At 44.0% G+C, this 17209-nt stretch carries 14 protein-coding genes; 7 read left to right on the top strand and 7 right to left on the bottom strand.

The genetic code is table 11. The features are described 5' to 3' along the window. Positions 1-295 precede the first annotated feature (295 nt). A complete protein-coding gene (gene recG / locus ABIL00_02200; GenBank protein ID MEO0109582.1) occupies positions 296-2398 on the top strand; it encodes an ATP-dependent DNA helicase RecG in 2103 nt (700 codons plus the stop codon). After that, positions 2395-3375 (top strand): DUF4837 family protein, encoded by a 981-nt coding sequence (locus tag ABIL00_02205; protein ID MEO0109583.1) that lies wholly within the window; start codon positions 2395-2397, stop codon positions 3373-3375. The genes recG and ABIL00_02205 overlap by 4 nt, the downstream gene beginning before the upstream one ends. 45 nt (positions 3376-3420) lie before the next feature. On the opposite strand, the gene ABIL00_02210 is transcribed toward ABIL00_02205, so the two are convergent. Both ABIL00_02210 and ABIL00_02215 read right to left on the bottom strand, forming a co-directional pair. Continuing rightward, the gene (locus ABIL00_02210; protein ID MEO0109584.1) at positions 3421-4533 is read right to left on the bottom strand and encodes a hypothetical protein; all 1113 of its coding nucleotides are present in this window, start codon (positions 4531-4533) and stop codon (positions 3421-3423) included. After that, positions 4530-5717, bottom strand: coding sequence for a pyridoxal phosphate-dependent aminotransferase family protein (locus ABIL00_02215; GenBank protein ID MEO0109585.1), 1188 nt, complete (start codon positions 5715-5717; stop codon positions 4530-4532). The genes ABIL00_02210 and ABIL00_02215 overlap by 4 nt, the downstream gene beginning before the upstream one ends. Positions 5718-5791: 74 nt before the next feature. Here ABIL00_02215 and ABIL00_02220 point away from each other — a divergent pair, with 74 nt between their 5' ends. Continuing rightward, positions 5792-8065: a glycosyltransferase family 39 protein gene (locus ABIL00_02220; protein MEO0109586.1), complete on the top strand. Its 2274-nt coding sequence runs from the start codon at positions 5792-5794 to the stop codon at positions 8063-8065. A gap of 14 nt (positions 8066-8079) precedes the next feature. Here the strand turns inward: ABIL00_02220 and ABIL00_02225 are convergent, their stop codons facing one another. Then, positions 8080-8430 carry a hypothetical protein gene (locus ABIL00_02225; GenBank protein MEO0109587.1) on the bottom strand — a complete coding sequence of 117 codons (351 nt, stop codon included), beginning with the start codon at positions 8428-8430 and terminating at the stop codon, positions 8080-8082. Between the two features lie 202 nt (positions 8431-8632). Continuing rightward, entirely contained in the window at positions 8633-9514 is an 882-nt protein-coding gene (locus tag ABIL00_02230; GenBank protein MEO0109588.1) for a hypothetical protein, read from the bottom strand. A 99-nt stretch (positions 9515-9613) separates the two neighbouring features. On the opposite strand from ABIL00_02230, the gene miaB reads away from it, so the two are divergent. Genes miaB through mutS form a run of 4 tightly spaced genes read left to right on the top strand, consistent with a single transcriptional unit; the run spans position 9614 to position 14869 of the window. Beyond that, positions 9614-10912, top strand: a complete 1299-nt coding sequence (miaB, locus tag ABIL00_02235) for a tRNA (N6-isopentenyl adenosine(37)-C2)-methylthiotransferase MiaB (GenBank protein MEO0109589.1) — start codon at positions 9614-9616, stop codon at positions 10910-10912. After that, entirely contained in the window at positions 10909-11202 is a 294-nt protein-coding gene (locus ABIL00_02240) for a lipopolysaccharide assembly protein LapA domain-containing protein (GenBank protein ID MEO0109590.1), read from the top strand. Before miaB ends, ABIL00_02240 begins: the two co-directional genes overlap by 4 nt. Before the next feature lie 8 nt (positions 11203-11210). Then, a complete protein-coding gene (locus ABIL00_02245) occupies positions 11211-12302 on the top strand; it encodes a tetratricopeptide repeat protein (GenBank protein MEO0109591.1) in 1092 nt (363 codons plus the stop codon). A gap of 26 nt (positions 12303-12328) precedes the next feature. After that, a complete protein-coding gene (mutS, locus tag ABIL00_02250) occupies positions 12329-14869 on the top strand; it encodes a DNA mismatch repair protein MutS (GenBank protein MEO0109592.1) in 2541 nt (846 codons plus the stop codon). Between the two features lie 325 nt (positions 14870-15194). On the opposite strand, the gene ABIL00_02255 is transcribed toward mutS, so the two are convergent. The 3 genes from ABIL00_02255 to ABIL00_02265 are packed head-to-tail and all read right to left on the bottom strand — an operon-like array spanning position 15195 to position 17203. Next, a complete protein-coding gene (locus ABIL00_02255; GenBank protein MEO0109593.1) occupies positions 15195-15719 on the bottom strand; it encodes a DUF2284 domain-containing protein in 525 nt (174 codons plus the stop codon). Further along, the gene (gene rsmA, locus ABIL00_02260) at positions 15679-16470 is read right to left on the bottom strand and encodes a 16S rRNA (adenine(1518)-N(6)/adenine(1519)-N(6))-dimethyltransferase RsmA (GenBank protein ID MEO0109594.1); all 792 of its coding nucleotides are present in this window, start codon (positions 16468-16470) and stop codon (positions 15679-15681) included. Before rsmA ends, ABIL00_02255 begins: the two co-directional genes overlap by 41 nt. After that, positions 16445-17203 carry a TatD family hydrolase gene (locus ABIL00_02265; protein MEO0109595.1) on the bottom strand — a complete coding sequence of 253 codons (759 nt, stop codon included), beginning with the start codon at positions 17201-17203 and terminating at the stop codon, positions 16445-16447. Before ABIL00_02265 ends, rsmA begins: the two co-directional genes overlap by 26 nt. Between the last annotated feature and the right edge of the window lie 6 nt (positions 17204-17209).

Here is a 17209-nt window from a genome sequence, read left to right on the forward strand (position 1 = left end):
ATTGGAGATAAAATCCCCCCTTAAATTAGGGATAAAATGCCGGATAAGAAGTGGGTAGGGGGGTGGTAGGGGAGGCGGTGGTGGGGCTCACTTCAATTTAACCTAAAATAATTAAGTTATTGGAAATGCGAAACTTAAAAGAAAGACCCTTCTTTTAATAGGCGACTTTTATGTCGCCTGAATAACATTCCTTTTTTCCCGGGAGAAGGGGCAAAGAGAACTAATATACTTTCCCAAAGGAATATCCGAAGGTCAGAATTTTTCTTGATTTATTGAGATTTGGGTCTATAATGAAATGATGCCCCAACTTTCCGGCAAGTTCGCAAAATGGAAGGATGTAGAATTTGACCTCAATTCCCCGGTTCAGTATCTAAAAGGGGTCGGACCAAAAAGGGCATACTATTTTAAGAAGATTGGGATAGAAAAGATTAAAGACCTCATCTTCCTCCTCCCCCGAAGATATTTAGACCGAAAAAATCTCCGCCCCATCCGAGAATTGAAAGTCGGCGAAGAAGGAACAGTGATCGGTAAGGTTTTAGCCAGTGGGGTAGAAAAGACCTTAAAGAAGGGAGAAGTGGTAAGAATCGCTGTTGGCGACCAAACCGGTATTTTGTATGTCACCTGGTTCAACCGCCCCGATCTAAAAAACACCTTCCGGATAAATCAGGAAGTAATCCTTTCCGGACCAGTCTCCTATTTTAGGGGGAAGTCAATGGTCAACCCCTATTACGAAATTATGGAAGAAGGAAAGGAAGAATATAACTACTGCGGCGCCATCATCCCCATCTATCCCTTAACCGAAAACTTATCCCTCTGGGATATCCGCCGCACGATGCGCCAGGCACTCCAAATTGCCCAACCCCTATTAAGAGAAACCCTGCCCAAAAAGATTCTAAAAAATTATTCCTTCCCTTCCCTCCCTGCCACCCTAAATTCCCTCCACTTCCCAGAGACGATGGAAGAGACGATAAAGGCAAGGGAGAGGTTGGTTTATGAAGAGTTCTTCTATTTTGAATGCCTCTTGGCATTGAATAAGAAGCGAAAGAAAGAAGATGCCCCAATTCTTAGCAATCAGGAGAGATTGACCAAGAGTTTCCTCTCCCTCCTCCCTTTCCCCCTCACCCAATCCCAAAGGGAAGTGATTAAGGAGATTGAGGATGATTTACAAAAGGGGAAGAGTATGACCCGGCTTTTGCAGGGTGATGTCGGTTCCGGAAAGACGGTGGTTGCCCTTTACGCGATGGTCTTAGCCTGTGAGAATGAGACCCAAGCCTGCCTCATGGCACCAACCGAAATTTTGGCAGAGCAGCATTTCTTAAACTGGCATCCCCTTTTGGCGAAGATTGGTATAAAAAGCGCCTTACTCACCGGCAGCACAAAAAAGAAGGAGAAAATCTATGAAGGGTTGGCAAAGGGAGAGATTGGGATTGTCTTCGGCACCCACGCCCTGATTGAAGAAGATTGCCGGTTTAAGAATCTCGCCTTGGTGATTGTTGACGAACAGCACCGGTTTGGGGTGATGCAGCGGGCAAAACTTCTAACGAAAGGGAAATCTCCCCACTTTTTGGTGATGACCGCTACCCCCATCCCCCGCACTTTGAGTTTAACCCTTTACGGCGACTTAGATATCTCAACCTTAAAGGAGAAACCTCCGGGAAGGAAAAGAATCGTTACCCGTTTAACGAGCGAAGGAAAGAGGGATAAAGTCTATGATTTTATCAAAGGGAAGTTAAAGGAAGGGAGGCAGGTCTACATCCTCTGCCCCTTGATTGAAGAGTCGGAGAAGTTGGATTTGGCTTCGGCGAAGAAGACCTACGAAGAGGTGAAGATAATCTTTAATGATTTTTCGGTTGCCCTCCTCCACGGTCGGATGAGAAGTGAAGAGAGGATGAAGACGATGGAAGACTTCCGGAAAGGTTTAATCCAAATTTTAGTCACGACCACGGTGATTGAGGTTGGGGTTGATGTGCCCAATGCCACAATCATCTTAATTGAACATCCGGAGCGATTTGGTCTGGCGCAACTCCACCAGTTGCGGGGTCGGGTCGGTCGGGGGGAAGAAGTTTCTTATTGCATCTTATTGGCACCAGAAAATATCTCCCCGGAGGCAAAGGAGCGATTGACCCATTTTGAAAAGATGGATGATGGCTTCCTCTTAGCCGAAAAAGACTTGGAACTGAGAGGACCCGGACAATTCTTCGGTGTCCGCCAGCACGGCTTGCCCGATTTCAAAATCGGCGACCCGATAAAAGAGAAAGAGATCCTCTTCCGGGCAAGAGAGGATGCCTTCGCTATAATTGAAGAAGACCCAAACTTAGAAAAAGAAGAGAATTGGGTCATTCGGGAGAATATCCCGAAGAGATTTTTGGCGCGGGAGGATTTATTAAAGGTGATATGAGAAAGAGATTCGCTTCTCTTTTTATTCTTGCTTTTTTCTCCTGCACCCCCCTGCCCGAGGTGATTGGCAGGTTATTTGATGTCTATGTCTTAACCAACTATTCCGAGATGATAAAGGATACCCTATCCCTAATCTTAGAAGAAGAGATTCTCACCCCCCAACCGGAGAAAATCTTCCGCCTCCGCTATCGCCCCCTCTCCCAATTCGCCGTCTATGCCCAATTCCCCAATCTCTTACTCATCGGCACCCCTTTTGATACCATCATCCGAGATTTCCTTGGGGAGAAAAGGGAGATTGTGGCGAAGGAGACCTTTGCCTTCTTCACCATAAAGGAAGAGAAGAAAGGGAAAAAACTCCACCAATTCTTCATCTTTGTCGCTGCGGATAAAGAGAAGTTGTGCCGGGGGCTTATTAGATATAAAGATAGGATAAGATATTCCTTGGAAGAAGAGATTAAAGAACGGATCTTCTCCCTCACCTATACCCGAGGGGAGAATGAAAAGATAAAAGAGAGGCTTGAGACCAATTACCATTTCTCCTTAAAGGTACCGAAGGGATTTCAATTGTCAGAAAAATATGCCGCCGGCAACTTCCTCTATCTCTTCACCCATTATCCGGACCGGAGCATCTTCATCTACTGGTCGGATGGGGAGAAGGAGTTAAACCCTTTTGATTTAATCACCCTCCGGGATAGCCTAACCTACTTATATTACGATGGTGATTATGTTGCCCGAAAATATACTACCTACCAGGAGACAAAATTCTTTGGTCTTCCCGCGATTAAAATCCAGGGTGTCTGGCAGAATGATAAAGAGATAATCGGTGGTCCTTTTATCTCTTATGCCTTTAATTACAAGGGAAAGTTCTATCTCCTTGACGGCACCCTCTTCAATCCCGGAAAGAGAAAGTTAAATAACCTCTTCCAACTCTCGGTAATTCTTCTCACCTTCCAACCAGAAGGTGGAGAAAAGAATTAAACCTTTAAGACTTTAATCACCTACCTTCTTTGGAAAATAAAGAAACTATATCTCTATCCCGTAGATGCGGGTCTTCTTGTATAATTTACAACCCCACATCTCAATCGGGCGGATGATTGCTAAGTTATCTTCTAAGATCTGGGAGACCTCTCCCCATTTATAACCCAACCTCTTTGCCCCTTCAAAGGTCTCATAGTATAATAAGGCATCAAGCCCTAAGTTATGAAACTTCTTCTTCACCCCCAATGCCCAGAGCCTTGCCGCATCAATTCTCTTCTTATAGATTAAGAACTTCAAAAAGCCAAAGGGAAAAAGCCTGCCGTTCAATCTTTTTAAGACCTGATTGTAATCCGGCAATGCCAAACTGACCCCCGCCGCTTCTCCATCAACTTCCACAATCGGCAACAATTCGGAAACGGCAATCGGCTTCAATTTCCTTCCCAAATACTTAAATTCGGCATCGGTCAGGGGGGCAAAGTCCCAATTTTCCGACCAGGCATCATTATAAATCTCTTTAATCAAATAAATCTCCTTATCCAATCTCTTCAAATCAATCCTTCGCACCCTGATATTCTTCTTCTCCTTTAAGTAGTTTAATACCCTCTTTAACTTCTCCGGGACCTCTTGGTCGGTGCGAATAGCGTAGGCATAAAAATCCTTCTCCTTTCTCATTCCGTACCTCTCGCAGAATTCCAAATAGTAAGGAGGGTTATAGGACATCTTTAAGACCGGTGGCGAATCAAAACCTTCCAGAAGAAATCCGCATTCGTCATAAAGACCGGGGTTAGCCGGACCGACCATCTTTTCCATCCCCTTCTTCTTCAGATCTTCCCGCACTTGGTCAAAAAGGGCAGCGGCAATCTCGTAATCGGCAAAAGCCTCAAAGAAACCGAAATAGCCAACCTTTTTTTGATGATAGTCATTGTAATTATAGTCAATAATGGAGGCGACCCGCCCCACAACCTGCCCTCCCTTTTTCGCTAAGAAAAGTTCCCTCTCCGCATGGGAAAAGAACGGATTCTTCTTCACATCAAGCGTTTCCGCCATCTCCGAGATTAAAGGCGGAACCCAATTCTTATCCCCTTTATATAACTTAAAAGGGAGAAGGATAAATTCCCTTAATTCCTTTTTCGTCTCAACCCTTTTTACCTCAATCATCCAATTATCCCCATCTTCTTCCCAACCTTCTCAAAAATTTCCAATGCCCGGTCCAAATCCTCATCGGTGTGGGTTGCCATATAACTGGTGCGGATTAAGGAACGTCCGGAAGGAACCGCGGGCGGGATTACCGGATTGGTAAAAAGCCCCGCCTCATAAAGATTATGCCAAAATTGGATGGTCTTATAGTCGTCACCGATAATAATGGGGATGATTGGCGTGCAACTATTTCCAATATTATAACCCATCCCTTTTAACCCTTTAAGCATCTTATTCGTATTCCGCCACAACCTTTCCCTCCTTTCCGGTTCGTTCTTTATTATCTCCAAGGCAGCAAGAACCGTCGCCACCGCCGGGGGCGGGATACTGGCAGAAAAGATTAAAGAGCGGGCTTGGTGGCGGATAAAGGTGATCACCCTCTTTTCCCCAACGACAAAACCACCGATGGTGGCGAAGGACTTAGAGAATGTGCCCATAATCAAATCTACTTCCTCCTCCAAACCAAAATGTTCCGCCGTGCCTCTTCCATTCTTCCCCAAGACCCCAACCGCATGGGCATCATCAACCATCACCCGACAGTTATATTTCCTCGCTAACCGGCAAATCTCCGGCAGGTTGGCAATATCCCCTTCCATACTGAAAACCCCATCCACGATAATCAACTTCCCTTTCTCCTTCGGAATCCCTTTTAATACCTTTTCCAAGTCTTCCATATCATTATGAATAAATCTCTTCACCTGACCGAAGGATAATTGACAACCGTCAACGATTGAGGCGTGGTCAAGTTTATCCGTAATGGCACAATCTCCCCTCCGCACCAAAGCCGAGATCACCCCTAAGTTAGTCTGAAAGCCGGTTGAGAAGACAATACAATCCTCTTTCTTAAAAAATTCCGCCAGATTTCTCTCCAACTCCTCGTGTAAGTCTAAAGTGCCGTTTAAGAAACGAGAACCCGTGCAACCGGTGCCGTATTTCGCAATCGCCGCGATTGCCCTCTCTTTCAACTTTGGGTGGTTGGTGAGTCCCAAATAGTTATTGGAACCGAACATCAGAAGTCTCTTCCCTTTGATTACCACCTCCCGGTCGGGTTCGGATTGGATGGGTTGGAAATAGGGATAGAAACCAGTCTTCTTTGCCCTCTCTACAATTGGATAGTACTCATAACACTTGTCAAATAAGTCCATAACCGATTTTATCTTTTCAGTGAGAAAAGTCAATATCATTCTTGAAAAGGAGCCTTTTTCTCTTATAATTTTTCGTGCCGAAAGACTCCCCCAAAGAGAGAAAGATTATTATCTTTATTAGTCTTCTCCTTCTTTTCCTTTCTGGTTTCTTAAATTACTCTTCTCCCTACTTTTATGGGGAGAGTTGGCGAATCTTTCTTCACCTGCCAAAAATGAGCAAAGAAATCTCTTTTTCTGTTTGGTGGTTAATCATCGGCTTACCCTTACTTCTCTTCTTTTCCGCCCTACGCTTTCCCAATTTTAGAAAGATATTAAAGGCACTCCCCCGGCAAAAAAATCTCCCCCTCTTTCTATTTTTTACCCTTCTCTTCGCCTTCTCTCTTTTTCCCTGGGAATACTCTTGGGTCCGACCCAGTAAATCCCATCTTACCATCTATCTCATCTTGGGTAGTGTCGGCTTAATTTTTTTGCTCATTGGGATTTATCCGAAACTAAAATTCTTAGAGGAATTTTCCAATAAATTCCTTCTCTGGTTAATGAACCTCAATCAAAAAACCTTTATCCTTCTCTCTTCCCTTCTCCTATTTATTATCTCTAACCTCGTCTCTTTTCTAATCTTTAACCATATTCCCCACATCTCCGATTCCATCGCCCAACTCTTCCAAGGACGGATATTTGCTAATGGCAGACTTTATCTCACTTCTCCCCCGTTCCCTGATTTCTTTGATTACGGTCATATTATCAATAATGGCCGCTGGTATTCCCAATACCAATTCCTCCATCCCCTCTTTTTAATGATTGGTGTGTTAATCAAAGCCCCTTGGCTTATTAATCCCGTTTTGGGCACTTTAACTATTCCCCTCGTCTATCTTCTGGGTAAAGAAATTTATGACGAAAAGACCGGTCGGTTGGCCGCTCTTTTTACTAGTATCAACCCGGTCATCTTTATGATGTCTGGGGAATATATGAATCATCCCACCTCCCTACTCTTTGCCACCATTTTCTTCCTTTTCTTTTTCCGCGCCCAAAGGGAAAAAAAATTATCCCAAGGTTTAATTGCTGGTATCGCCTTAGGTCTGGTTGCCAATTGCCGGGTCTACACCGCAATCCTAATCGGCATCCCTTTCTTCTTTTATGCCCTTTATCTAATAAAGAAAGAACCCCGTTCTCTCTTCACCTTTCTCATTATGCTCTTTTCCTTTCTCGGAGTTGCCGCTCTCAATCTCCTTTACAATTGGCTTACCAATGGCAATCCCTTCCTCTTTGGTTATGTTGTGCGCTGGGGTCCTGGCCATTCCATCGGCTTTGGTAAAAGTGGTTGGGGAATTAAACATACCCCACTCCGGGGACTAATCAATATTGGCCATGATGGGAACCTCTTAAATAAGTTTCTCTTGGAAATTCCCTTTCCCGCCCTTTTTCTCGTCTTTTTCCCCTTCGCCTTGGGGAATAAAAATAGAAGCGATTGGCTTTTTCTTTTAACCTTCCTCTCCCTCTGGTTTGGACATTTCTTCTATTGGTTTCACGGCATCGCCTTTGGTGCCCGATTTTTATACGAAGTGGTGCCGGTCTTAATTATCTTATTAGTCCGGAGTGGAAAAAATTTAGGTAATCTCATCCGCCGGGCTTGGCACCTCAACATCCCCGATTCTACCATAAACCAATTCTTTGCCCGGACCTTACCCCTTCTCTTTTTTCTCTTTCTCTTTATCGGCTTACCACCCCTTCTCCGGATGTATTATAAATATTGGGGGGTTGACCGGAATTTACTCCAAAGGGTGAAAAAGGAAAAGATTAAAAATGGACTCATCTTCTGTCAAGAATTGGGTGATGCCTTCAATGCCAACCCCATTCACTTAAAGGGTGAGATAATCTATGCCCAGGACCTGGGTATCTTAAATCCCGCCCTCACCCTTCTCTATCCTAACCGCCATTACTACCAAGGGACAAAAGAAGGGTTAAAACCGTTAAACCTGCCACCATTTCCCCAATCGGCATTAAAGAAAATCTTAGATTCCCTCGCTTCCTATTTATCGGAAAGCCTCATTAATCAATACCGAACCGTCATCTGCCCCTTTAAAGACCTGCCACCGGAAATTCTTAAAGGGAGCGATAAGTTAACCGACTTTCGGGAAGTGACAATTTCCGTAATGACCCAAAAAAGAACTCTTGACGATTATCTCCCCGCGCTCCTCTTATGGGTTGTGGGTGATTGCCGCCCCCACTTAGAAATCTTTCGCTACTTGGAAAAGTCTCCTTATTTTGTGGCCGGTCCTTATAAGGCGAAACGTCTCTGGCAGAGTAGTGACAATCGGGCACTAATCGCCGAAATCAACTTCGCGGAATAGATTTTTAAAGAAATTTACCAAGTGATAGTAATATCTTCCTTCGGGAAAAAATTTTTCTTAGTGAAATAGACCTTCATCTCTCCTCCCTCTCTTTTTGTGCTGTCCGCCGAATAAGAGATCTTATAGGAAGAAAGACTTTCTGGTAGTTCAATCAGAAAATGGGCTAACTTTAATGGTCTACGCCATTTCTGAGTTGTCTTCACAATATACCGTGCCTCCCTACCCCTTAATTTCTGCTCGTAATAGACAAAAAATGATTTCTCCTCTTGGGGTAAAAAGGAAATCGTCATCACGAGACCACTATCCCTTTTTTGAAAAGATAAGTCCGAAGAGATACTCTCGGGATAAGAATGGAAACTATCCAAAGGAAAGGGATAGAAAAGTTCCGCCCTTATTCTCTCCTTCTTTAAGTTTTTTAGGAAATATTGACCGAAAACCGAAACCTTGCCGGGAAGGATTTTTATTCTGACCTCTTCTTGATAGAAATCAATCGGTGGTTTTTCAGTACAGGTAAAAAGAAGAATGGTTAAAGGAAATAAGATTTTCTTTATTTCTCCCCCAATTCTCTTAATAAATTACCAACTTCTTTACCCTTTCCCTTTCGGGTAAAAAGTAAATTCCCTTTCCCAATGTCCCTCTCTTTTCTACCTTTCGTCCCAGAGCATCGTAGAAGTCTATCCTTTGGGAAAAAGAAATTTTTTCCTCTCCCAGCCCGGAGTATCTGACAACAATATCAATCCCCGTGAGGTGCTGGTTATAACCAAGGTCAACGGAATCTTGGCGAACTGCCCAAACCCGATTAACCAAAAATGCTTTAATTTGATATTTTCCGGCACCCAAACCCGGAAGGTAATATGGTTGATTAATTGGAAAACCCTCCCAATCATAAGAAATCTCTCCCATCGGACCGGAGGCAGAAATGAAAATATAAGGCACCAGATTACCCAATTCGTCAATTACCCGACCGGCGATAGAACTCCAATCGTCATTTTCTTCACCAAAGGTGGGCGTGGAATCAATATACCAATTAAGGGGACGAGAAGGAATATCAGGAATCCGATAAAGGGAAACCGACCCGTTATAAGGTGGTGCGGGACCCCTACCGTAAGATGCGGGGAGGGCTGGATATTTATAGCAGTCTGCGAAATAGCCCCGAGGGTCAAGTAAGGTAATAGAATCCGCCTCATCCCCTAAGGAGAAAGTCCCCGTAGTATTGCTCCGATCAATTACTACATAACCATTGGGTGGCAAGATGACGCCAGAATTTATCACCGCCCTGCCCGCGGAACTGACAATCTGCCAGTTACTCAAATTCCATCCCCCTCCAAAGTGGTCATGGATTTCAATGCGCTCTAAGGAATCGGGTGCGGATTGAATTTCATTAAAATAAGTAATAAGGAAAGGGTTGGCTAAAAGAATTGAGGGGAAAATTATTAAAAGATATTTCATACTCTCCCTCTCTCCTAAAATTATATAGGCAAAAAGATAAATGTCAAGGAAACGATTTTCTGGGATTGACAAAAGGGATTTTTTGAGGAAAATAAGGAAATGGCAAAAACCTTCTTCATTAAGACTTATGGCTGCCAGATGAACCTCTATGATGAGGGGATTGTGCGGGAAATCTTAAAAAGGGAAGGCTACAAACCAACAAGGGAGGAAGAAGCGAGCCTTCTTCTCATTTTAACCTGCGCGGTCCGGAGGCACGCCGAAAGGAGAGCCCTCGGCTTCCTCTCCTCTCTCAAAAAGTTAAAGAGGGAAAGACCGGAAAGGAAAATTGGGGTCTTGGGTTGTTTGGCAAAGGCATGGGGAGAAAAAATTCTCTCCTTTGGTGCCGACTTCGCCTTAGGACCGGATAACTACCAAAAATTACCGGCGATGATAAAAGATTCTACGGTCGGGGTAGAAACGGCCGACTCCTCTATTGAGACCTATGAAGATCTTTTGCCCGAGCCAAAAGGGGTGAGCGCCTTTCTGGCGATTATGCGCGGTTGCGATAACTTCTGTACCTATTGTATTGTCCCTTATTGCCGGGGAAGGGAAAGGTCAAAGAAATTATTAAAGGTTTTGGCAGAAGCGGAAAGTTTGGTGAAGAAAGGAGTGAAAGAAATAATCGTCTTGGGACAGAATGTTTTAGCCTATAAAGATGGCGAAAGAGATTTCTTAACTCTCCTTAGGGAATTGAATTCCTTAGAAGGTTTGGTACGGATTCGCTTCTTAACCTCCCATCCGAAGGATTTATCCCTTGCTCTGATAGAAGAAATTGCCCATCTCGTTAAACAAGGAAAAGTCTGCCCAGAGTTTCACTTACCTTTGCAATCCGGTTCCGATAAAATCCTCTCCCTGATGGGTCGGCGGTATACCCAGAAGGAATACCGAGAGAAGATAAATTACCTCCGCCAACTCCTTCCCGATTGTGCCCTCACCACTGACCTGATGGTTGGCTTTCCCGGGGAGGAAGAGGAAGATTTCCAAGAGACCTTAAAAATGGTGGAGGAGATAAGATTTGACTTTGCCTATATGTTTAAGTATTCCGAAAGGCCCTTCACCAAGGCAAAAGAGATTGAACCGAAGGTCTCAGAAAAGGAAAAACAGGAGCGGCTCTCCCAATTGATTTCCCTCCAGAACCGGATCACCAAAGAAAAGAATGAGGAGATGATTGGCAAAATCTTTCCGGTTCTAATTGAAGGGATAAAAGAGGATGGGGCTTTTGGGAAAACGCCCCAGGGAAAACTTGTCATCATCCCTTCCCTTTCCCAAGAGGGAAGAAAGGGTGAGATTTATCAGATAAAGATTGAGAAGTTAGAAGGTTGGACCCCAATCGGTACTCTTTTTAAGGAGGAAAAATGACCGCTTTGAGAATTGCCCTCATTATTCTCATCGTCATTGCTGGAAGTATTTTAGCCATCCTCAATACCCAAGTGGAAGTAAAAGAGGTTAAGGTCTTCTGGCAGTCTTACTACCGGGTCCCCTTAGCGGTGGTGATGCTCTATTCCTATGCCTTAGGACTCCTCACCGTTGGTATCTTTGCCGGTATCTCGGAAATTAAACTCCGTCGGGAAATCAGGAAAGAGAAGAAGGAGAAGGAAGCCCTCTTGGAAGAATTGCAGGCATTAAGAAATTTGCCCTTAGGCGAATAGGAGGCGAGATGGCGCCCCTCATCATTATTTTTCTCATCATTATTTTTTTAGCAATCTATCCCTTAATCCGGGATGCCATCCGCAAAAGATACCAACCGGAATTAGACTTCTCTTTAGCCTTAGAACTGATCATTGCCGGAAAGAAGGAAGCGGCATTAGAAAAGTTGAAAGGGATTGTGAGAAGAAATAGTGAATTTATTGATGCCTATCTCTACCTTTCTGACCTCTATTTAGAGAAGGGCGATTTCCATACGGCGATGGCGATTGGCGAAAGGCTCGCCTTACGGAGAAATCTGACCAGAGAGAAAGAGAGGAAGATTCTTAAACACCTTGCCCGATTGTATGTCAAGGGGAAAAGATACCTCAAAGCCATTTCCATCTTAGAAGAACTGATAAAAATTGAGAAAGACCCGGAAGCCCTCTCCACCCTCTTCGCCTTATACTTAAAGGAGGAAAATCTTCCGGCCGCGGAAAAAATCTGGGAAGACCTGGTAAAAACGAATAAGAGTAAAATTCCTCTCTTCTATGCGGAACTGGGTAAAGCCTTTTTGAAAAAAGAGGAGAAGAAAGGGCTTGCCTACTTAGAAAAGGGGAAAAATTCCGAAAACCCCATCCCTTCCCTTCTCTACCTGGCGGAATACTACGCCTCAATTAACGAACCGGAGAAGTCGCTTGCCCATTACGAAAAGGTGATTGAGAAGAATCCGAGTTCTTTCAAGAGGATTAAGGATAAGATGGAAGAACTCTATTACTCCTTAGGCCGCTACGAAGAATTGGAAGATATCTACCGCCGTTGGATAAGATCCCATCCGGAGATTTTAGACTTCTTCTTAGCCCTTTCCCAGATTTACATAAAGAAAGAATTACCCGAAGAGGCGATTAAGGTTTTAGAGCAATATAAGGGAAGAGAGAAAAATTACCTCCTCCATCTCCTCGCCGCCTATCTCTCCGCCGGAAAATTGGAGAAAAGTCGGATGGTCTTGGAAGATTTAATCAAAAGGGACGAGGTGAGAGGGAAGACCGGAACCTGCTCCTACTGCCAAACAGAATTAGAGGTCTTAGCCCTAATCTGTCCCAACTGCCTCTCTTGGTTTGAATAATTGTTAAGGGGGAGAGACATCCAATCATGACCACCCTAACCCCGCTCCTCTCCCAATACCACAAGATAAAGGAGAAATATAAAGACTGCCTCCTCCTCTTTCGGCTCGGTGATTTTTATGAGATGTTTTACGATGATGCCAAAATTGCCTCTCAGGTCTTAGGTCTCACTCTAACCGCTCGCTCTTATGGGGAAAGTCAAAAGATCCCCTTAGCCGGAATTCCCGTCAAATCCTTAGACAATTATCTCCGCCGCCTGGTGGAGAAGGGTTATAAGGTGGCAATCTGCGAACAATTGGAAGAAGCCTCCCCTTCCCGCAATCTCATTTTGCGCGATGTGGTGGAAGTGATTACCCCCGGCACCATCGTCTCCCCTTCCCTTTTAGAAGAGAAAAAGAACAACTTCCTTCTCGCTATCGCTCCGGATGAGGATGAGACCTTGGGCATCGCCTATTGCGATATCTCAACCGGAGAATTCGCCACCGCCCTTTTGAAAAAGGAAGACCTCTGGGAAGAAATCCAGCGGATTGACCCAAAAGAAATCATCCACCCCCAATCCCTCACCTTAGAAGAGATAAAGATTGCCAAAACCCCTCTGCCCGACTACTACTTCTCCCTTGATTTTGCAGAAAATGAGATTAAAGGCTTCTTCGGCATTCTCAGTTTAACCCCATTCAATCTGGAAGAGAAAAGGGGGTGTATCTCCGCCTCCGGTGCCATCCTCTACTACCTAAGAGAAACGCAAAAGGGCTGGGTGCGGAATATAAAGAAGATCACCTTCTATGAGGGAGATGAATATCTCATCTTGGATAAGGCGACAAGAAGAAATTTAGAACTGACCGAAAGGCTCCTTGATGGGAAAACCGAAGGGAGCCTCCTCTGGGCATTGGATGAGACTCAGACTCCCCTCGGGGCACGACTTTTAAGGAAATGGCTCCTCTTTCCTTTAAGGGATGAGAGGAGGATAAAAGAGAGGCAAAATTTGGTGAGAAAATTTTATCAATCCCCTTATCTCCTAAATTCTCTCCTTGAAAGTTTAAGAAATATTGGGGACATAGAAAGGATTGGCACTCGGGTCGCCCAGGAAAGGGCAAATGCCCGGGAGCTACTCAATTTAGCCAAATGGTTGAGGGAGGCTAAGACAATAAAAGAAAATCTCCAAACCGAAATTCCAGAATTGGCTTCCCTCATCCCGGATTTTTCCGAAACTGTGAGTCTGATTGAAAATACCCTCCTCCCCGACCCGCCATTAAGTTTGACCGAAGGCGACTTGATTAAGGAAGGGGTAAATAAAGATTTGGACGAACTGCGAGATCTCTCCCTTAGAACCAAGGATTATTTAATGAAGATGGAAGAAGAAGAGAGGAAGAAGACCAATATCCCAAATCTGCGGATTGGTTACAACTCGGTCTTCGGTTATTACATTGAAGTGACCAAATCCTATACCAAATATGTGCCGAAGAACTATTCAAGGAAACAGACCCTAACCAATTGTGAGAGATTTATCACCTTGGAGTTGAAGGAATTGGAAAGGAAGATCCTCTCCGCCGAGGAGCGGAGGAAAAGATTGGAATACGAAATCTTCGCCGATTTAAGGAAAAGGGTTAGTGAAAGGAGGGAAGAGATTTTTCAATTCGCCCGGGTTTGTGCCGAGATTGATTGCTACGCCAATTTTGCCGCCATCGCCCAAAAATACAATTACACCTGCCCGGAGGTCTTTTCCGGGGAAGGGATTTATATTAAAGAGGGAAGACATCCGGTTGTGGAAAGGCTCACCCCTTCCCCTTTCATCCCCAATGATACCAACCTCACCCCTGAAGAGAGGATGATGATTATTACTGGGCCAAATATGTCTGGAAAATCTACCTATTTAAGACAGGTTGCCTTAATTGTCATAATGGCGCAGATGGGTTCTTTTGTGCCCGCAAGGGAAGCGAAGATCGGTATCGTTGACAAAATCTTCACCCGAATTGGTGCCTCGGATGATTTATCAAGAGGTGTCTCAACCTTTCTCGCGGAGATGCAAGAGACCGCCAACATCCTGAACAACGCCACACCGAAAAGCCTTGTCATTCTGGATGAAGTTGGTCGGGGAACGGCAACCTACGATGGTCTGGCGATCGCCTGGGCAACCTGCGAATACTTATATAAAAATCCAAGATTACGACCGAAGACCCTCTTTGCTACCCATTACCACGAACTGACCGATATCACCGAATACCTAAAAGGGGTTAAAAATTACCACTTCTTAGTGAAAGAGACCGAAGAGGGGATGATATTTTTAAGAAAACTGACGGCAGGGAAAAGTTCTCGCAGTTATGGGATTGAGGTGGCAAAACTGGCTGGTTTGCCCGAAGAGGTTATCAGGAGGGCAAGGGAAGTTTTAAGAGATTTAGAAAAAGGGGAAGAGGTGAGCCTGAAAGGGATCTCCCCTTTCCCCTCTTTACCTGAAGAAGACCCAAAGGAGAGAGAAATCTTAAAGGAATTAAAAGAGAAGGATATTGATAGACTCACCCCCTTAGAAGCCCTCCTCCTTCTTGCCGAATGGAAGAAGAGATTAAATAAATAGGAAAAATCGGCGAAAATTTAGTGTCAGAAATTGGGGGATTTCCGTTTTTATTATATAGGGCTATGGAGAAGTTAAATAGGAAGGGTTTCCTAAGTGATTGGGTTCTAATCCCAACCCTTTTAGAAGAGAGATTAAGGAGGGGTTATCGGATAATTAGGACTTAAATAAAAATGGTCTTAAATCATAAATCATCGGCAATCTAATTAAAAGTCTAACTGAAAACTTAATCCCGAGCCTAATTAGAGTTTTAAATGAGAGCCTAATTTATAGTCTAATCAAAAGCCTAATTATCGGCTTAACAACCTTGACGAGCAATATTAGGAAGTTATTCAATTAGGACCAAGCCATAGTAGTTGCCGGTAAGTTCCCTTTTCCTTAAAACTTCAATCGGAAACTTATTATTCCGAACCGTGGCGTAGACATCAATCCCGCATGCCTCCATTGAAGGTCTTGCCAATTCCGGAAACCGACAAAACCTACCACAACGCCGGCAGAGCCGACAGGGACCAGCCCCCATCCCGAATGCCTTATAATAGCCATCAAGGAAAATTTCCCTTTCCAATTGGGCAACAATCCTACTAATCTCTCGCCATTTATCACTATGAATTAAGATCCCATATTGGTAATAGGTAAGCATCTTATTGGTATATTCCGGAGTTGGTGAATAAGGGGGGCAGGTGAATCTCTTACCGTACTCATCGCAACCGTATTGACACTTCAATCTCACCCATTCCCCGGTGATAATAGTCTTGGTGGCGATAATTTTACAGTCTTTTGCCCCCAAATCCTTTCCTCTCTTCACATACCTCTCATAATCTTTTAAGGGCATCGTAAATCTCCTTAAACTCATCCAAACTTAACTCCTCAGGTCTTATGTTTGGCGAAAAGCCTGCCTCCTTTAAGAAATCTTTCAATTCGGTAAGGGAGATCTCCCCCCGGAGATACTCACGAAGATTATTAGCCAATATCTTCCTCCGGTGCGAGAAAGAGATTTTAATGAAGTTGATAAAATCAGGGTCTAAGAAGATCGGCCTCTCCCTCCGGCATAAGATGATGGCTAAGGATTGAACCATTGGCTCGGGCTTAAAGAATTTTGCTGGGATGGGAAAGAGCCTTCTCTTCTCGGCATAGATCTCAGAAATTAAAGTCAAGGCGGAATATTCCTTACTCTTCGGCTTGGCTAAAAGACGAGAGGCAAACTCTCTCTGTAAGGTTAAGACCGCAATCCGCCAACTCTCCCAATGAGAAAAGAGGTGAAAGAGCAGAGGGGAAGAGATAGAATAAGGGATATTACCGATTACCTTTAACCCCCTTTCCGGAAACTCGTATTTTAATATATCCCCTTCTCTAATCTCCAAATTCTCCACCCCCTTAAACTTCTCCTTTAAGAATAAGACCAATCGCTTATCAATCTCAATCGCGATCACCCGCACCGGATATTTAATCAAGAATTCGGTCAAAATCCCTTTTCCCGGACCAATCTCTAAGACCAGTTCCCCTTCTTTTAAGTTTAAGGCGGAGACCAATCTCTCGGCAACCTTTTTTGATTTGAGAAATGATTGCCCCAGACTCCTTTTAGCAACGAAATATCCTTTTCCCATTCTCCATTATCACCTCTGCCATCTTATTTTCTTCTAACCCTTTTATCTCGGCAATCGCCTTTAAGATATAGGAGAGATAGGAAGGCTCGTTTCTCTTCCCCCGAAAAGGAACCGGTGCTAAATAAGGGGCATCGGTTTCAATCAAAATCCTCTCTTCGGGTATCTTCTTGATCACTTCCCTAAGTCTTGAGGCATCATAGGTGATAGAGCCGGAAAAAGAGATATAAAATCCCAAATCTAAAATCAATTTTGCCATCTCCCAACTACCGGAAAAACAATGGAAGACCCCATTAAAATAACCAATTTCCTTTAAGACCGCTATCGTTTCCGAGAAGGCGGAACGGGAATGGATGGACATCGGTAAGTTATATTTCTGGGCAACTTTCACCAGGTTCTTAAAGACCTTTATCTGATTTTCCTTTCGGGAATAGTTCTTGTAGAAATCAAGGCCGATCTCACCCAGGCAATAGACCTTTTCTCTCTTAAGAATCTCTTCTATCTTAAATAAATCCCCTTCGGTAAATTCATCAGCAGAATGGGGATGGAAACCAACCCCGGATAGAATTAAAGGAGACCTCTTGGCTAAAGAGATAGTCTTAAAGTTATCCGGGGTATCAGTACCACAAGAAAGGATATATCTTACCCCTGCCTCTTCGGCTCGGACTAAAATAGATTCAACCTCTGAGAGTAAACGAGTATCAGTTAGATGGCAGTGGCTATCAAAAAGAGTAATAAATCC

The organism is candidate division WOR-3 bacterium, assembly GCA_039801905.1.
Lineage (GTDB): Bacteria > Hydrothermota > Tepidihabitantia > Tepidihabitantales > JBDRVQ01 > JBDRVQ01.

Bases quoted from the DNA above. Each gene is read 5' to 3' on its own strand.
- recG (MEO0109582.1), top strand. From the start codon at position 296: ATGATGCCCCAACTTTCCGGCAAGTTCGCAAAATGGAAGGATGTAGAA.
- ABIL00_02205 (MEO0109583.1), top strand. From the start codon at position 2,395: ATGAGAAAGAGATTCGCTTCTCTTTTTATTCTTGCTTTTTTCTCCTGC.
- ABIL00_02210 (MEO0109584.1), bottom strand. From the start codon at position 4,533: ATGATTGAGGTAAAAAGGGTTGAGACGAAAAAGGAATTAAGGGAATTT.
- ABIL00_02215 (MEO0109585.1), bottom strand. From the start codon at position 5,717: ATGGACTTATTTGACAAGTGTTATGAGTACTATCCAATTGTAGAGAGG.
- ABIL00_02230 (MEO0109588.1), bottom strand. From the start codon at position 9,514: ATGAAATATCTTTTAATAATTTTCCCCTCAATTCTTTTAGCCAACCCT.
- miaB (MEO0109589.1), top strand. From the start codon at position 9,614: ATGGCAAAAACCTTCTTCATTAAGACTTATGGCTGCCAGATGAACCTC.
- ABIL00_02240 (MEO0109590.1), top strand. From the start codon at position 10,909: ATGACCGCTTTGAGAATTGCCCTCATTATTCTCATCGTCATTGCTGGA.
- ABIL00_02245 (MEO0109591.1), top strand. From the start codon at position 11,211: ATGGCGCCCCTCATCATTATTTTTCTCATCATTATTTTTTTAGCAATC.
- mutS (MEO0109592.1), top strand. From the start codon at position 12,329: ATGACCACCCTAACCCCGCTCCTCTCCCAATACCACAAGATAAAGGAG.
- ABIL00_02255 (MEO0109593.1), bottom strand. From the start codon at position 15,719: ATGAGTTTAAGGAGATTTACGATGCCCTTAAAAGATTATGAGAGGTAT.
- rsmA (MEO0109594.1), bottom strand. From the start codon at position 16,470: ATGGGAAAAGGATATTTCGTTGCTAAAAGGAGTCTGGGGCAATCATTT.